The 15,940-nt window shown below is 67.8% G+C and carries 17 protein-coding genes; 8 read left to right on the plus strand and 9 right to left on the minus strand.

Annotated elements, in window-relative coordinates; genetic code table 11:
• Window positions 1–44 precede the first annotated feature (44 nt).
• Complete coding sequence (locus JNUCC0626_RS42250; protein WP_394616235.1) at window positions 45–932, plus strand: LysR family transcriptional regulator; 888 nt, start codon at window positions 45–47, stop codon at window positions 930–932.
• On the opposite strand, the gene JNUCC0626_RS42255 is transcribed toward JNUCC0626_RS42250, so the two are convergent.
• The 3 genes from JNUCC0626_RS42255 to JNUCC0626_RS42265 are packed head-to-tail and all read right to left on the minus strand — an operon-like array spanning window position 929 to window position 3,844.
• Entirely contained in the window at window positions 929–2,020 is a 1,092-nt protein-coding gene (locus JNUCC0626_RS42255) for a winged helix DNA-binding domain-containing protein (RefSeq protein ID WP_394616236.1), read from the minus strand. The genes JNUCC0626_RS42250 and JNUCC0626_RS42255 overlap by 4 nt on opposite strands.
• A complete protein-coding gene (locus JNUCC0626_RS42260) occupies window positions 2,017–3,120 on the minus strand; it encodes an epoxide hydrolase family protein (protein ID WP_394616237.1) in 1,104 nt (367 codons plus the stop codon). Before JNUCC0626_RS42260 ends, JNUCC0626_RS42255 begins: the two co-directional genes overlap by 4 nt.
• 52 nt (window positions 3,121–3,172) lie before the next feature.
• Window positions 3,173–3,844, minus strand: coding sequence for a FadR/GntR family transcriptional regulator (locus tag JNUCC0626_RS42265; RefSeq protein WP_394616238.1), 672 nt, complete (start codon window positions 3,842–3,844; stop codon window positions 3,173–3,175).
• A 117-nt stretch (window positions 3,845–3,961) separates the two neighbouring features.
• Between JNUCC0626_RS42265 and JNUCC0626_RS42270 the strand changes: the two genes are divergently transcribed.
• Together JNUCC0626_RS42270 and JNUCC0626_RS42275 are read left to right on the plus strand one after the other, a co-directional pair.
• Entirely contained in the window at window positions 3,962–5,137 is a 1,176-nt protein-coding gene (locus JNUCC0626_RS42270) for a CynX/NimT family MFS transporter (RefSeq protein WP_394616239.1), read from the plus strand.
• Between the two features lie 55 nt (window positions 5,138–5,192).
• Window positions 5,193–5,597: a VOC family protein gene (locus tag JNUCC0626_RS42275; RefSeq protein ID WP_394616240.1), complete on the plus strand. Its 405-nt coding sequence runs from the start codon at window positions 5,193–5,195 to the stop codon at window positions 5,595–5,597.
• 6 nt (window positions 5,598–5,603) lie between these two features.
• Here JNUCC0626_RS42275 and JNUCC0626_RS42280 read toward each other — a convergent pair whose 3' ends face one another.
• The 3 genes from JNUCC0626_RS42280 to JNUCC0626_RS42290 form a co-directional block, all read right to left on the minus strand.
• On the minus strand, window positions 5,604–6,017 hold the full coding sequence (locus JNUCC0626_RS42280) for a hypothetical protein (RefSeq protein ID WP_394616241.1): 414 nt from the start codon (window positions 6,015–6,017) through the stop codon (window positions 5,604–5,606).
• A 64-nt stretch (window positions 6,018–6,081) separates the two neighbouring features.
• Window positions 6,082–7,455 (minus strand): mycothione reductase, encoded by a 1,374-nt coding sequence (locus tag JNUCC0626_RS42285; RefSeq protein WP_394616242.1) that lies wholly within the window; start codon window positions 7,453–7,455, stop codon window positions 6,082–6,084.
• 382 nt (window positions 7,456–7,837) lie between these two features.
• A complete protein-coding gene (locus JNUCC0626_RS42290; RefSeq protein WP_394616243.1) occupies window positions 7,838–8,365 on the minus strand; it encodes a YbhB/YbcL family Raf kinase inhibitor-like protein in 528 nt (175 codons plus the stop codon).
• A 178-nt stretch (window positions 8,366–8,543) separates the two neighbouring features.
• On the opposite strand from JNUCC0626_RS42290, the gene JNUCC0626_RS42295 reads away from it, so the two are divergent.
• The 4 genes from JNUCC0626_RS42295 (at window position 8,544) to JNUCC0626_RS42310 (ending at window position 10,763) form a co-directional block, all read left to right on the plus strand.
• Window positions 8,544–9,224: a polysaccharide deacetylase family protein gene (locus JNUCC0626_RS42295; RefSeq protein ID WP_394616244.1), complete on the plus strand. Its 681-nt coding sequence runs from the start codon at window positions 8,544–8,546 to the stop codon at window positions 9,222–9,224.
• Between the two features lie 66 nt (window positions 9,225–9,290).
• Entirely contained in the window at window positions 9,291–9,740 is a 450-nt protein-coding gene (locus JNUCC0626_RS42300) for an AMIN-like domain-containing (lipo)protein (RefSeq protein ID WP_394616245.1), read from the plus strand.
• Window positions 9,741–9,752: 12 nt separating this feature from the next.
• Window positions 9,753–10,223 carry an AMIN-like domain-containing (lipo)protein gene (locus JNUCC0626_RS42305; protein ID WP_394616246.1) on the plus strand — a complete coding sequence of 157 codons (471 nt, stop codon included), beginning with the start codon at window positions 9,753–9,755 and terminating at the stop codon, window positions 10,221–10,223.
• A gap of 63 nt (window positions 10,224–10,286) precedes the next feature.
• Window positions 10,287–10,763, plus strand: a complete 477-nt coding sequence (locus JNUCC0626_RS42310; protein WP_394616247.1) for an AMIN-like domain-containing (lipo)protein — start codon at window positions 10,287–10,289, stop codon at window positions 10,761–10,763.
• A 70-nt stretch (window positions 10,764–10,833) separates the two neighbouring features.
• Here the strand turns inward: JNUCC0626_RS42310 and lon are convergent, their stop codons facing one another.
• Both lon and JNUCC0626_RS42320 read right to left on the minus strand, forming a co-directional pair.
• Window positions 10,834–13,182 (minus strand): endopeptidase La, encoded by a 2,349-nt coding sequence (gene lon, locus JNUCC0626_RS42315; RefSeq protein WP_394616248.1) that lies wholly within the window; start codon window positions 13,180–13,182, stop codon window positions 10,834–10,836.
• 76 nt (window positions 13,183–13,258) lie between these two features.
• The gene (locus JNUCC0626_RS42320; RefSeq protein WP_394616249.1) at window positions 13,259–13,969 is read right to left on the minus strand and encodes a hypothetical protein; all 711 of its coding nucleotides are present in this window, start codon (window positions 13,967–13,969) and stop codon (window positions 13,259–13,261) included.
• Window positions 13,970–14,051: 82 nt separating this feature from the next.
• On the opposite strand from JNUCC0626_RS42320, the gene JNUCC0626_RS42325 reads away from it, so the two are divergent.
• Entirely contained in the window at window positions 14,052–14,852 is an 801-nt protein-coding gene (locus JNUCC0626_RS42325; protein WP_394616250.1) for an SAM-dependent methyltransferase, read from the plus strand.
• On the opposite strand, the gene JNUCC0626_RS42330 is transcribed toward JNUCC0626_RS42325, so the two are convergent.
• The gene (locus tag JNUCC0626_RS42330) at window positions 14,825–15,853 is read right to left on the minus strand and encodes a hypothetical protein (RefSeq protein WP_394616251.1); all 1,029 of its coding nucleotides are present in this window, start codon (window positions 15,851–15,853) and stop codon (window positions 14,825–14,827) included. The genes JNUCC0626_RS42325 and JNUCC0626_RS42330 overlap by 28 nt on opposite strands.
• Window positions 15,854–15,940 lie beyond the last annotated feature (87 nt).

Below are 15,940 nucleotides of genomic sequence, written 5' to 3' on the forward strand. Positions count from 1 at the left end.
AGCACCAGTTCCGCTTTCTAAGGTGATGGGTTTAGCATCGCTACATGCTCGACCTCGGCAGGCTGAAGGCACTGCACGCCATCGCGACCCACGGCACGGTCGGCGCCGCCGCCGAAGTGCTCGGCTACACCCCGTCCGCGGTCTCGCAGCAGATCGCCAAGCTCGAACGCGAGACCCGCACCACGCTGCTGGAACGCAACGGCAGGGGCGTCCGCCTCACCGACGCCGCCCGCCTGCTCGCCGAGACCGCGGACCAGGTGCTGAAGCTCGTCGAGGAGGCCGAGGTCGCGCTGGAGGAACAACGCGGCACCGCGATCGGCCGGCTCTGCATCGGCGCGTTCGCCACGGCCTCGCGCGGTCTGCTGCCGGACGTCCTGGTGAGCCTCGGCGAGCAGCACCCGGCGCTGGACGTGCGCCTCACGGAGATCGACCCGCCCTACGCCACCGAGGCCGTCGCACGCGGCGAGTTGGATCTGGCGATCGTGCACGACTGGGCCAACACGCCGTTGCCGGTGCCGGAATCGCTGTCCCGCGAGTTCATCGGCGAGGACGTGGCCGAGGTGCTGGTGCCCGAGTCGAACCCGTTGTCGCGCAAGGAGTTCCTCGAACCGATCGACCTCGCCGGGGAACGCTGGATCTGCCAGGTCGAGGGGTCGATCTGCTTCGACTGGCTGGAGCGGACGTTCCACGGCGCGGGCATCGAACCAGTGGTGGCGTACCGGATCAGCGAGTACCACACGCAGATGGCGTTGCTGACCAAGGGAATCGGCGTCGCGCTGATCCCGCGGCTCGGCAGGGGAGAGGTGCCGGGCAACGTGAAGATCGTGCCGCTGCGGCCCACTCCCACCCGCCGGCTGTACGCGGTGTGGCGGACCCAGGCCTCGCGCAGGCCCGCCATCACGGCGACGTTGGACGTGATCAGGAGCCGTTAGGGCGCGATGATCACGTGCGGCTTCTTCGGCGACATCACCTTCAGCACCGCCTTGGCCTCGCGGATCACCCCGGCCATGTCCTTCTTCGTGGTCTTCACGTAGGGCTCGATCGTCAACGTCGCCGAGTCCTTGTTCTCCACGACGTTCCAGGTGCCACGCAGGAACCCGTCCACGAGGAACGTCGGCGGGAACACGCCGTTGCGCACCGCCCCCCACCGCGACCGGGCGTCCTCGCTCATGATCCGCTGCCGGTCCGCGTGCCCGAGCAGGACGTTGTCGAACGCGGGCAGCAGCCGGGCGGGCGCCGGCGCGTCCTCGGACACGATCAGGCCGTCCGGCACGTCCAGCAGCACCTTGCCGGCCTCGTTCTTGTACTCCACGAGGTCGAGATCAGCCGCGTGGGCCTTCAACCCGATGAGCCGCGACCACGCCTGCATGTCCGCGAGGGTCGCCGGTCCAAACGCCCGCAGGTACCGCTTGATCAGCTCCGGCACGGCCGCTTCCGAGGGCAGCTCACGCCCGAGCCACGACGCCATCGCGACGTTCTGCGGCACCCCGCCCACGCCCCAGATCCCGCGCGGCGGCACCTGGATCATCGGCACCAGCATCTGCGCCTGCGTGGACATCTCGCGCGCCTTGGCCTCGGGGAAGTGCTCCTCGAGGTGCGCGCCGATCTCCGCGACCGTGCGCGGTTCGGCGTCGATGTACTCGCGGGTGATGCGCGCCAGCTTCTCCAGGTCGATCTCGACGCGGGTGGCGGGCGGCATCACGATCTTCGCCCACTTGTTCAGCTCCGGCTGCAACGCCGTGCGCATCAAGTACACGTCGTTGGCGGAGATGAGGTGCAAGGTGCCGCGCCACAACGTCATCCGCACCAGCGAGCGGTCGATGATCAGCTTGCTCAGCGCGTCGACCTTGTACGGCTTGAGCCGTGTCCACAGGGCGAGGTACGGAGGGATGGGGGCCTGGGCCTGGAGGCCGCCGAGGTGTTCGACGGCGTCCACGATCGGCATGGACGTCCGCTCCAGCAACAACTGCCGCGCGAGCAGCGTGCGGTTGAGGGTGCGGTTCGAGAGTGTTGTGCTCACAGCGATTTGAAGAACTTCCTGATGTCTTGGACCAGCAGGTCCGGCTCCTCCATCGCGGCGAAGTGACCGCCGCGGTCGAACTCGGTCCAGTGCACGATCGTCGGGATCATCTTCTCCGCGAGCGATCGCACCGGCAGGCTCAGGTCGTGCGGGAAGACCGCGACGCCGGTCGGCACCGTCGACGGCTGCTGGTTGCCCCAGTTCGCCGACTGCTCCTTGTACAACGCCGCCGACGAGCCCGCCGTGCCGGTGAACCAGTAGATCGACACGTTGGTCAGCATCTGGTCGCGGTCCACCGCGTCCTCGGGCGCGCCCTCGTTGTCGGTCCAGTCGTGGAACTTCTCCGCGATCCACGCGAGCTGCCCGACGGGGCTGTCGGTGAGCGCGTAGGACAGCGTGCGCGGCCGGCTGCGTTGCAGGTGCATGTAGCCGGAGAGTTCCTTCTGGTAGTGGTCGAGCGATTCCAGCGCGCGCAGTTCCTCGTCGCTCAGGTCGTTGACGCCCTGCGGCCGGAACGTCTGCAGCATGTTCACGTGCACGCCGATGACCTGCTCCGGGAACACCCGGCCGATCTCCTGCGCGATGCCCGAACCCCAGTCGCCGCCCTGCGTGCCGTAGCGGTCGTAGCCGAGGCCCTCCATGAGCTTCGCGAACGCCCACGAGACGCGCAGGACGTTCCAGCCGGGCTTCTTCGTGTGACCCGAGAAGCCGAAGCCGGGGATCGACGGGATGACGAGGTGGAAGTCCTCGGACAGCGGCTCGATGACGTTGAGGAACTCGACGAACGAGCCCGGCCAGCCGTGGATCAGCAGCAACGGCGTGGCGTCCGGGTTCTGCGAGCGGACGTGCAGGAAGTGGATGCGCTGCCCGCTGATCTCCGTTGTGAACTGCGGGTAGGAGTTCAGCCGTTCTTCCTGCGCCCGCCAGTCGAACCCGTCTCGCCAGTAGTCGGCCAACGGGCGCAGGTAGCTCAGCGGGATGCCGTACGACCAGCCGACGCCCGGCAGGTCGTCCTCGGGCCACCGCGCGTTCGCCAGGCGGGCACGAAGGTCGTCGACCTCGGCCTGCGGGATCTCGATGCGGAACGGCGTGATCTCCATGGCCCCCACGCTATGAGCTCATGCGGACGGTTTCGGTCCGCGTTCGTCCGTGTCAGCAGAACTTCTCGATCAGCTCCTCGAAGAAACCGCCTGCCTCGATCGCCGCCTTCTCCTGGTCACCGTCGCGGACCGCGTGCAGCAGCCCGGTGTGCGACACCTGGTCCTGACCAGGCTGGCTGGTGTCGACAGAGGCCGCCACCGAAGCTTTGACGGCCTCGGTCAAGCCCTGGTAGAGCTCCGCTAGAAGCGCGTTGTGCGAGCACTGGACGAGCAGCACGTGGAACGCGGTGTCGTGCTCGATCACCTCGGCCCACTGCTCGTTCTCCATGGCCGCGTCGCGCTTGGCCAGCACGTCGGTGAGGCGCGCGAGTTCGGCCTCGGTGCGGTGCTTGGCGGCCAGGCGGGCGCCCTCCATCTCGAGGGTGCGACGGACCTGGAGCACTTCCTTGAGCTCCGTTCCGCACATGCGGCGGACCGCGCCGGAGAGTTCGCTGGTGGCGCGGACGAACGTGCCGTCGCCCTGCCGCACCTCCAGCAGTCCGGCGTGGGAGAGCGCGCGCACGGCCTCGCGGACCGTGTTCCTGCCCACCCCGAGCGCGGTGACCAGCTCGGGCTCGGGCGGGATGCGCTGCCCGACGGGCCATTCACCAGTCGTGATCGCGCCCCGCATCTGCTCGATCACCTGGTCGACCAGGCCCGCCCGTCGGGTAGTGGCCAACGGCACAGCGTCGTCCTTTCATCCGAACATCCTACGTCTGCGATAGTGAAGCGCGTGACGATGAAGCAGACGACTCTTGCCGCACAGACTGCCACCGATCCGGGTCGCAGGGTGACGGTCGTCATGAATCGTCACGTTCCGCTGGTCGGGTCCGCGTTGCTCGCGATCGGGGTCGCCCTCGCTGCCGCGAATCTCCGTCCGGCGGTGACCAGTCTGGCCTCGGTGCTCGGTGATGTCCGCGCCGCCCTTGGGGTTTCGGCCGCATGGACCAGTGCGCTGACGGCCGTTCCGGTGCTTTGTTTCGGCTTCGCGGCGTTTGCCGCGCCCTGGCTGGGTCGCCGCCTCGGCATGGCCCGCGCGATCGGACTTTCCCTGGGGGTGCTCACGCTCGGCCTGGTGCTGCGCGTGATCGACGGTCCGTGGGTCGTGCTGGGCGGCACCTTCATCGCGTGCGCCGGCATCGCGGTGTCGAACGTGCTGATCCCGGTCGTCGTGAAGGCGTCGTTCCCCGATCGCGTGGGGCTGATCACCGGTGTGTACACCGGCGCCTTGTCGGCCGGTGCGGCTCTGGCGGCTGCTCTGACGCCGCGGCTGGAGGACTGGCTCGGGTCGTGGCGGCTCGCCGTCGGCGCCTGGGCGTTGCTGTCGCTCGGGGCTGTGGTGGTCTGGTTCGCGGGGGCGCGCCACGGTTCGGCGGCCTCGGTCGTGCGGTCGGCCGCTCCTGTCGCGCAGCGCTCGTTGCTGCGCAGCCCGCTGGCGTGGGTGATCACGGTGTTCTTCGGGCTGCAGTCGCTGTTCGCCTACACCGTCATGGGCTGGCTGCCAGCGATGCTCGTCGACTCCGGCGTGGACCGGAACACCGCCGGGATGCTGCTCGCCGTCTCGATGCTGCTGAGCGTGCCGGTGAGCCTGTTCGTGCCGCCGATCGCCGCGCGGTTCTCCAGTCAGGCGCCGGTGGTGCTGGTGCTCGGCGTGCTGTCGTTCGCCGGCATGCTGGGGATGCTCGTGGCGCCTTCCGCCGCTCCCGGGCTGTGGGTGGTGCTGATCGGGTTCGGGATGGGCATGTTCCCGCTCGCGCTGCTGATCATGTCGTTGCGCACCAAGTCCACTTCGGACACCGCTCGGCTGTCGGCGATGGCGCAGAGCATCGGGTACCTGATCGCGGCTTCCGGGCCGTTCGCGTTCGGGGTGCTGCGGGAGGCGACCGGGACCTGGACGGTGTCGTTGACGGTGCAGCTGGTGTTGCTGGCGGCGTTGACCGTGCTGGGCATGATGGCCGGTCGTCCGCGGTACGTCTGAGTGTTGGTCAGGAATCGAGAAGCCTGGCGTTCTCGCAGGTCCTAGCGTTGTCGGCATGGACATCACGATTCACGCCACGTTCCTGCCGCACACCGATCCCGACGCCTCGCTGGCGTTCTACCGCGACCTGCTCGGCTGGGAGGTCCGCGCGGACGTCGGCAAGGGCACGATGCGGTGGATCACCGTCGCGCCCATCGGCGCCGCGTCGTCCGTTGTTTTGGAGCCGCCTGCCATGGCGGACGGGTTGACGGAGGTTCAGCGGACCGCCATTGCCGAGATGATCTCGAACGGCTCGTACGCGTTCATCAACCTGGCCACGCCTGATCTGGAGGGGGCGTTCGACAAGCTCCAGGCCGGTGGCGCGGACGTCGTGCAGGAGCCGACCGACCAGCCGTGGGGCGTGCGGGACTGCGTGTTCCGGGATCCGGCGGGCAACACCGTCCGGATCCAGCAGGCCTGAGGGTTTCTAGTTCGACGCGAAACCGCGGTGCAGGACGGTCAGCTGGTCGGCGAGGTAGCGGGCCCAGGCCTTGGCGCGGTCCCAGTCGGGGGCCGCGCCGCCGAAGCTGATCGGGCCGCTCGCACCCAGTTTGCGGATCATGCGCGTGACGTCGTTGGGCACCGGTGGCGTGCCGCGGTGGAACAGCCACAGGGGCGTGCTCTTGAGGGATACCTTGTGCCGCTTGACGAACCGTTGCGCGTCGCGGGTGGCCGCGTCACCCATGATCACGGCACCGAACCCGTCGAGCGTCTCGGCTGCGGCGATGGAGAGCACGGTGACTCTCAACCCGCAGCCCGCGAGTTCGGTGCCGATGATTTCGGCGATCTCATCTGTGGCGGCGATCGTCGAGGTGTAGGCGACGAGGACTCTGTCAGTCATCGCTGCATCGTTGTTGGTTCGCGTTGTTTTCGGCAGCGGCGGAAGTCCCTGTCGTTTAAGGCCTTCAGTCCAGCGGGAGGCTCAGGAGAGCGTTCTCGACCAGTTCCGGCATCGCCGGGTGGATCCAGTACTGCCCGCGTGCCATGGTCTTCGCGTCCAGCCCGAAGCTCATCGCCTGGATCAACGGCTGGATCACCGACGACGCCTGCGGGCCGATGATGTGCGCGCCGAGGATCTGACCGGTGGCCGGGTCGGCCAGCAGTTTGGCGAAGCCGGTCGTGTCCTCCATGGCCCAGCCGTACGCGATGGAGGCGTAGGCCTGGGTGGCGGTCACGTACCGGATGCCCTTTTCCTTGGCCTGCTCCTCGGTGAGCCCGACACTGGCGATCTGCGGGCTGGAGAACACGGCGGCCGGGACGAAGCGGTGGTCGGACTTGATCTGGTCGTCCGGGTGCTCCAGGTTGTGCCGCACGACCTTGGCCTCGTGGTTCGCGACGTGCTTGAGCTGGTACTCCGAGCTGATGTCGCCCATCGCGAAGATGTGCGGCTGGTTGGTCTTCTGGAACTCGTCGACCTTGATGCGGCCGTCCGCGTGGGTGTCGAGGCCGGCGTTGTCGACGTGGAGCAGGTCGGTGTTCGGCTGCCTGCCGACCGCGATGAGGAGCTGTTGCGCCTCAACGGTTTCCTCGCCGTTCGGGCCCTCCAGGTGGAGCCTGACGCCGGTTGCGGTCTTCTCGGCGCGGGTGGTCTTGCGGTTGAGCAGGACGTTCCACTTGGTCTGCGCGATCTCGGTGAAGCGTTCGGCGATGTCGAGGTCCTCGTGGCGGAGGAGGAGGTTCGAGCGGGCGATCAAGGTGACCTTGACGCCGAAGCTGCTGAAGACGTGCGCGAACTCCGAGGCGATGAAGCCGCTGCCGATGATGATCAGGCTTTCCGGGAGCTCGTCAAGGCGCATGATCGTGTCGCTGGTGTGGTAGCCGGTGGTGTCCAGGTCGGCGATGGCCGGGATGGTGGGGCGGCTGCCGGCTGCCAGGACGATTCGGTCCGCGGTGATGGTCTCGCCGGTGCCCGTGTCGATGGTGTGGGCGTCGATGAAGTGGGCGGTGCCTTCGTAGACCGTGACGTTCGCGTTCTCGTTGGCTCGCCAGTTGCGGCCGCCTTCGGCGATCGGGTCGATCCGGTTGAAGATCCGGTCCCGGATTTCTGGCCAGTGGACTGTGTCGGTGTGTGCGTCCACGCCCAGTTTCTTGGCGTTGGCCGGGGCTGCGGCCTGGTCTGCGGTGTGGACGAACATCTTGGTGGGGATGCAGCCCACGTTCAGGCAGGTGCCGCCGAAGGTGCCCTTTTCCAGGATGGCGATTTGCCAGCCTGCCATGGCTTCCGTCGGGATGCTGTTGCCGGAGCCGGTGCCGATGATGACCAGGTCGAAGTGCCTCACGTGTGGATCCAACCATTTCTGGGGTGGTTGTGTTCCTGGGCGGGGATTACGTGGGGCTTACGGACGCGTGGGGTCCGTAGGTGGTCTTGTTGCGTTGGCGGGTTCGCGTTGCGTGCGTTCCCTGGGGCTCTGCCCCAGACCCCGGCAATCTGATCAGGGGGCCAGCGCTGCGAGCGGGTTGATGGCACGCCTGTTTGTGTTGGGCGGCTGCCTGTTGCGTTGTTGGTTGCGTTGGCGGTGGGGTCCCATCACAAGTCGAGCCAAGAGCGGTGCAGCAAGAGCTATGGCGCGACTCGTGATGGGACCCCACCGCCGAAGCCTCGCGCTCAGTGCGGCTGAAGGACTGCTCGCCTTCGGCTTCGCGTTCTGTCCGGCGTGCCTCTCAGTGCTGGTAGGTCGGGGTGATGATGGCCCTTGCCAGCGTGTGGAAGGCCAGGTTGAAGCTCACCACTGCGGCTGAGGCGTTCTCGTCCACTTCCAGCTTGTCCACGTCTACCGCGTGCACCACGAAGTAGTAGCGGTGGGGCTGGTCGCCCTTCGGTGGGGCCGCGCCGCCGAACGCTCGGGTGCTGTAGTCGGAGCGGACGTGGAAGGCGTCACCCGGAAGTGTGTCATCGGAGGTGCCTGCTCCGGTGTCCAATTGGGTGGTGGTTGCCGGGAGGTTGACGGCTACCCAGTGCCAGAAGCCTGAGGGGGTGGGGGCGTCCGGGTCGTAGCAGGTGACGGTGAAGCTGCGGGTTTCCGCTGGGAAGTCGGACCAGGCGAGTTGGGGTGAGGTGTTGCCGCCTTCGAAGACTTGGGCGTCGGGGAGCTGTTCGCCGTCGCGCACGTCCGTCGAGGTGACGGTGAAGGTGCCCACCTCGGGGAGCAGCAGGTAGGGGTCTGGTGCGACTGGGCGCTCAAGGCTCATGGAGTCCTCCTCTTGTGATCAGTTCGACCCTATCCCCGTGCAACCGGCGGGGGCTGCGCGACGTCCTCCGGGTGGAGGGGGAATTGTGATGTCCAGGTTGCGGCTTTTTGCTGCCTTTTTGCTGGTTGCCGGGGTGGTGTCGTGTGCCGACGCGCCTGGGGTGCAGGGTGGGGCGCCGGTGTTGACGACGTCCAACGCGCCGGTCACCACCACTACGTCTGAGCGGCTGAAGCGCATGTTCGAGCCGCCCTATCCGTACGGGACGGTGCAGGCGAAGGCGCCGGCTGTGGTGGACGGGATGGTGCCTGTCGTCACGCGGATTGAGACGGACAAGCCGTACGTGTTCATCACGATCGACGACGGTGCGGTGCAGCATCCGAAGGCTCGGGAGCTGATGATCGAGGCCGGGGTGTGGCCTTCGGTGTTCCTCAACACGAAGTACGCCGAGGGGCACAAGGACTACTTCAAGCAGTTGCCGGTGACGGTGCACAGCCACACGAGCAACCACCCCAACCTGCAAGGGAAGGGGTTCGAGTTCCAGAAGAACGAGATCTGCGGCAACGCCGACTTCCTGGCGGGGGACTACGGGAAGCGACCCACGTTGTTCCGGCCGCCGTTCGGGAACTACGACGCGACTACTCGGCACGCTGCGGCCAGTTGTGGCTTCAAGGCGCTGGTCAACTGGACTGCCGCCGTCAACGACGGGCGGGTGCAGTTTCAGCAGGGGGACAAGCTCAACAAGGGCGACATCGTGTTGATGCACTTCCGGACGACGTTCGTGGAGGACTTCACGGCGTTTTTGAACCGGGCGAAGCAGGACGGGCTGACGCCGGTGCCGCTGGAGGACTTTCTGGGGTGAACAGGCAACCAGGGGACAGGGGTATCGCGTGTCGTACGCGGGAGTCTTCTGGGTAGAGGGGGAGAGATGAAGCGAGTTGCAGCAGCAGTGCTCGTCGTCGCGGGGATGGCGGCGGGTGTCGGGTCGGCGGGGGCGGCCGAGGGGAACGAGCTGACAGCCATCCGGACCGGGCAGCACGCGACGTTCGACCGGGTCGTGTTCGAGTTCAACGGGGCTCGGCCGACCGTCACGCACGGGCGGACTTCGCAGTTGGTCCACTGCGCGTCCGGCAAGGACATCGAGGCGAACGGTGACGAGTTCGTCGAGATCACCATGCAGCCGGCCAACGCGCACAACTACACCGGGGCGCGCAGGTTCGACACGCCTGGCCTCAAGAAGGTCCGCAGCGTCTCGAACACCTGCGACTTCGAGGCGCACCTGAGCTTCGGGATCGGCTACGTGGGCACGGGACGGGCGTACACGGTCTCGTTCCTGGACAACCCGAGCCGTGTCGTCATCGACTTCAACAACAGCTGACGGGGGAGACGCGTGAAGAAGCGACTGGGAGCGGTGCTGCTTGCGGTGGCCGCTGTGTTCACGGTGGTGCCGGTGGCGTCGGCGAGCGGGCACGCGGAGCTGACGAACATCCGCACGGGCAAGCACGAGAACTTCGAGCGGATCGTGCTCGACATGAACGGGCTGCCGAGCAACTCGCTGTCCCGCGAGACCAACGAGGTGTCGAACTGCGGCTCCGGGAATCCGGTTCCGGTGGGCGGCAACGAGATCCTGGAGACGATGTTCCACGGGGCCGCGTCCTACGACGAGAACTTCCAGCTGACGTACCCGGGACCGCGCAACTTCGTGCCGCAGGGGCTCACCAACGTCAAGGGCATCGCGATCACGTGTGACTTCGAGGCGACGCTCGGCATCGCCGTCGGGTACAACGACGCGAACTCGTGGCACAAGGTGTTCACGCTGACCAACCCGGACCGGGTCGTCATCGACATCTACTCGTACTAAAGCAACTGTGGTCTAGCTCACACGTCTTCAGGGTGTCGCAAGAGCCCTGAGAGGGGGCCGAAGATGAACAGACGTCTTGTCGCACTGCTCGTGGCGGTGCTGGCCGTGTTCACGCTGGCGCCGGTGGCGTCGGCGCAGGGCACGCCCACGCTGTCGAACATCCGGACCGGGCAGCACGTGGGGTTCAGCCGCGTGGTGCTCGACCTGTCCGGGCTGCCGTCGGAGCACCGGGTCAGCGAGGTCACCAGCGTGTCGCACTGCGCGTCGGGGAACCCGATCGCCATCGCGGCTCCTGGCGTCAACGAGATCCTGTCGGTCACGTTGATCGGTGCGGCCGCGCACGACGACAACGGGAACCTGACATACACCGGGTCGCAGAACTTCGCGACGCCCGGCTTGAGTCACGTCCGCGGAGTCGCGCTCACCTGTGACTTCGAGGCCACGCTCGGGGTCGCTGTCGGCTACAGCAACCCCTACTCGTGGCACCGGGTGTTCACGCTGACGAACCCGAACCGGCTCGTCATCGACGTTGGTCTGTAGAAACGAAAAAGCCTCGTGGGGGCAGCAGTCGCCGCTACTGCCCCCACGAGGGGTCTAAACGAGGAAGCCGTTACGCCGCAACGGTCGCGACGGTCTCCTTCGAGAGTGCGTGCTCCAGCACCTGGGCCACGTCCGAGACGAAGTGCACCGTCAGCTGCTCACGCACCGACTCCGGCACATCATCGAGGTCCGGCTCGTTGCGCTGGGGCAGCAGCACGGTCGTGATGCCCGCACGGTGAGCGGCCAGCAGCTTCTGCTTCACGCCACCGATCGGCAGCACCCGGCCGGTCAGCGAGATCTCGCCCGTCATCGCCACGTCGGAACGCACCGGGCGGCCCGAGAGCAGCGACGCCAGCGCCGTCGTCATCGTGACGCCGGCCGACGGTCCGTCCTTCGGCACCGCACCCGCCGGGACGTGGATGTGCACGCCTCGGTCGGCCAGTGCCGCGGCCCTCTCGTCGTGCGATCGCAGGTAGGACAACGCGATCTGCGCCGACTCCTTCATCACGTCGCCGAGTTGGCCGGTGAGCGTGACGCCGGTCGAGCCGGTGTCCTTCGGGGCCAGCGAGGCCTCGATGAACAGCACGTCGCCGCCGACACCCGTGACGGCCAGACCCGTTGCCACGCCTGGGACAGCCGTGCGTTCCGCTGACTCCGGCGTGTTCTTCGGGCTGCCGATGTAGCCTTTGAGCGACGGCTGGTCGACCACGATGGGCAGTTCCTGCTCGCCCAGCGCGACCTTGGCGGTCACCTTGCGCAGGATTCGCGCGAGGGCCCGTTCCAACTGCCGCACACCGGCTTCCCGCGTGTACTCGCTCGCGAGCTGGTGCAGCGCGGGCTTCTCGAACGTGACGTCCTCAGGCGTGAGGCCGGCGCGTTCGATCTGGCGGGGCAGCAGGTGGCCACTGGCGATCGTGACCTTCTCGTCCTCGGTGTAGCCGTCCAGTTGGACGAGCTCCATGCGGTCGAGCAACGGCGCCGGGATCGACTCCAGGACGTTCGCGGTCGCGAGGAACACCACGTCCGACAGGTCGAGCTCGACCTCCAGGTAGTGGTCGCGGAACGTGTGGTTCTGCGCCGGGTCCAGCACCTCGAGCAACGCCGCCGTCGGGTCGCCGCGGTAGTCCGAACCGACCTTGTCGATCTCGTCGAGCAGCACGACCGGGTTCATCGAACCGGCCTCGCTGATCGCCCGGACGATCCGGCCCGGCAACGCGCCGACGTACGTGCGGCGGTGACCGCGGATCTCGGCCTCGTCGCGCACGCCGCCCAGGGCGACCCGCACGAACTTGCGGCCCATCGCGCGGGCCACGGACTCGCCGAGCGACGTCTTGCCGACGCCGGGAGGGCCCGTCAGCGCGAGCACGGCGCCGGAACGACGTCCGCCCACCACGCCCATGCCGCGGTCGGCACGACGCTTGCGCACGGCCAGGTACTCCGTGATGCGCTGCTTCACGTCGTCGAGGCCCGCGTGGTCGGCGTCGAGGACCTCGCGTGCCGCCTTGATGTCGTAAGAGTCCTCGGTCCGCTCGTTCCACGGCATCTCGAGGACGGTGTCGAGCCACGTCCGGATCCAGCCCACCTCGGGCGACTGCTCGGAGGTGCGCTCCAGCTTGTCGACCTCGGCGAGGGCCGCCTTCGCGACCTTCTCCGGCAGGTCCGCCGCCTCGACGCGGGCGCGGTAGTCGTCCTGCTCGGTCGCGGGCTTGCCGTCGAGCTCGGCCAGCTCCTTGCGGATCGCGGCCATCTGCTGGCGCAGCAGGAACTCCCGCTGCTGCTTCTCGACGCCTTCCTTGACGTCCTTCGCGATCGTCTCGTTCACGTCGAGCTCGGTCAGGTGCGCCTGGCCCCACTCGACGAGCTTCTCCAGCCGGGTGGTGACGTCGGACGTCTCCAGCAGCCAGATCTTCTGCTGATCGTCGAGGTACGGGGCGTAGCCCGCGAGGTCCGCGAGCGCCGACGGGTCGGTGATCTGCTGCACCGAGTCGACCATCTGCCACGCGCCGCGCGTCTGCAGGATGTTCGTCACGATCGCGCGGTACTCACGAGCGAGCTCGCGGGTCCGGTCGGTGATCACGGAGTCGTCCGCGACCGTCGCGTTCACCCACAGCGCCGCGCCCGGCCCCGTGGTGCCCGTGCCGATGCGCACGCGCTTGGTGCCGCGCACGACGGCGGCGCGTTCGCCACCGGGCAGCCGGCCGACCTGTTCGATCTCGGCCAGTGTGCCCACTGCCGCGTACTTCCCGTCCAGCCGTGGGACGAGGAGCACTTGATGATTTGCTGCGGTCGTGGCGGCGTCTACCGCCGCGCGGGCCTCGGAGCTCGCTTCCGCACCGGAGATGCGGATCGGCACCACCATGCCGGGCAGCACCACGACGTCGTCCAGCGGCAGTACCGGCAGGGCCAGCGTTTCGCCCATCTCGTCATCCTCCAAAGTTGAGTCTGTACCGCTCAACCAACTGGAGTCTGCTGGTGTTCCCCCGGGGTGTTCGCTCTCAGCGAGCAGTGGCCTTCAGGCGTCTGACCAGCGCAATCTCGCCGGTGACGCGGGCGAGCGCCGTGCTCGTGGGGCACGAGGAAAGCACTCCCACGGGCTTGCGTCGCAGGTCGAGACGGTCGCCGCCGGGAAATTTCACCGAGCACCGGTTGGCCGCCGCGACGAACGGCAGGAGCGTCTCGCCCGCTTCGACCGTACGCCCGCTCAGCACCACGGCGCGGGGCGTCCGGCGGGCGGGAGCGATCGGGATCGGGGTGTCGAACCGCAGCAGTTCCTCGACGGCGTCCTTGGTGAGTTCGGGGGAGTTGCGGAGCAGCGTCGCCTGATCGGGGTGGTCTTGGAGGGCGCGCAAGGCGTTGGTGAGGAACGCCTGGGTGGTCGCGAGGGCCGTCGCCGCGAACGCCTCCACGCCGTGCGCGAGCGTGAACGCCTCGGCCGCCGTGGCCGCGACGGACTCGGCGAACGCGGTGTCGTCGGCGTCGAGCATCTCGAGCGCGCTCAGCGTGATCACCGGCCTGGCGAGCTTCACGGCGTGCGCGATAGCCCGTCTGGGTAACGGTTCCGGGGCGTCGGACTCCAGGTCGAGCACTGTGAGTACGTCGTCGTAACGGGTGATGCACCAGCCACCGATATCGGCGTCGAAGTGCACCGGCGAGCGTTCCCTGAGGTGGCGGAACCTCGCGTGGCGTTCAGCGGTGCTGGAGTGCATGGTTCCTAGCACGGGAGCGGAACCGATCCGGTTCGGATGTGTGGCGGTGGACACCCGTGCGGCGACAACGGAGGATGCGGGCGTGAAGGAAGAGCTGAAGTGGGTCCCGTCGACCGTCGACGTCACGCGCCCGAGCGTCGCGCGGATGTACGACTACTACCTGGGTGGCTCGCACAACTTCGAGGCCGACCGAGCCGCAGCCAAGCAGGTGGAGCAGATCTTCCCCGGCGTCGCCCAGAGCGCGCAGGCGAACCGCTCGTTCCTGCGCCGGGTCGTCCGCCACCTGCTGGCGCAGGGCGTCGACCAGTTCCTCGACCTCGGCTCGGGCATCCCGACCGTGGGCAACGTGCACGAGATCGCCCAGCACGACAACCCGAACGCCCGCGTGGTGTACGTCGACTTCGAACCGGTCGCCGTCTCCCACAGCAACGCGCTGCTGGCCGACAACCCCAACGCGTCCGCGCTGCTGGCCGACCTGCGCGCCACCTCGACGGTGCTCGCCGGCGCCCGCGAGGTCCTCGACTTCAGCCGCCCGGTCGGCGTGCTGATCATCGCCGCGCTGCACTTCATCCAGGACACCGACAGCCCGTACGAGGCCGTCGCCGAGTACATGTCCGGGCTGCCGTCCGGCTCGCACCTCGCGATCACCCACGCCACCTGGGACACGCTCTCCGCCGAGGAGAAGGCCGAGGCGGCGGAGATCGCCAAGATCTACAGCAACTCCGACAACCAACTCAAGATGCGCACGCACGCCGAGGTCACGAAGTTCTTCGACGGCATGGAACTGCTGGAGCCGGGCGTCGTCGCGGTCAACGACTGGCGCCCGGACTCCTTCGACGAGGCCCACGTGGGCATCTACGGCGCCGTCGCCCGCAAGCCCTGAAGCAACCTGTCCCTGATCTCGTTGGTCTCGCGGTCGGTGAGGGTGCGTTCCGGCGCCCTCATCGTCACGCGGATGAGCACGTTCTTCTGGCCTGGCTCAGCGTTCAGCCGTTCCCGGACGTGATCGGGTAGCTGGGCGGTCGGCGTTTCGCTGAGGATTTGGATTTCCTCTACTACGTCCTCCGGTACCAGCGCGCGGATGCGGTCGCCGAGGGTTTCGACGTCGTCGTGCTCGCCGGCCATGATCGAGATGTCCCGGATCGCGGCCGGGTGCCTGGAGATCGGCCGGTAGGGAGTCAGGTCGAGCATCTGGACCGCGATGCGCGGGTCCTCGTTGCGCAGCAGGCGGATGTCCGGGATCTCCTTGCGCAGCATGAGGATCCGGTCCAGGCCGAGGCCCATCGCGAGGCCGTGCGGGTGGTGCTTCAGGACGTGCCGCGCGGCCCTTCCGCACTCGCCGATCTCGACCCATTCGTTCTGGTGTTCCACATCGATCTGCTTGCCGTGCGTGGTGTACGGGTGTTCTGCGTCGATCGTGCGATAACGCTTGCCGGGCAACAGGGTCGTGACGACGCAGTCGATGAGGTCGTCGAGTGGTTCCTCGTTCGTGCTGACGCGCCAGACGTCGAGTTGGTGCGGGGTGCCGGTGTGCAGGCGGTCGACGGTGTCGCGGCGGTAGACGACGCCGGGGCAGACCAGCGTGACGTCCGGGGCGGCGTGCCTCAGCGCGGGCGGGATCATCGCCGACGTGTGGCTGCGCAGCATGCACGTCTCGCTGACGTACCTGGTGTAGCGGGCTTCCCTGGTGACGGCGTCCGCCGGGTAGCCGAGGAGTTCGTAGTTGTGCTCCACCGGCACGACCGGGTGGTGGCGGACGATCTGCGGGTTGCGCAGGACACCGGTCAGGTCGTCGATCAGGAGTTGGAGCGCGTGCGGGCCCTGCGCGGGATCGGTGAGGTCGCGGACGTTCAGGGCGTGCAGGAGTTCTTCGGTGCGGTACATGAGGATTCCCGTTCTGGTCGGTGTGGGGTGCGGAGTCCCCCGACCGACGGGAAGTTCAGGCGCGCGCCACCCACGCAGGTCGGGGGT

This window comes from Lentzea sp. JNUCC 0626, from assembly GCF_043632865.1.
Lineage (GTDB): Bacteria > Actinomycetota > Actinomycetes > Mycobacteriales > Pseudonocardiaceae > Lentzea.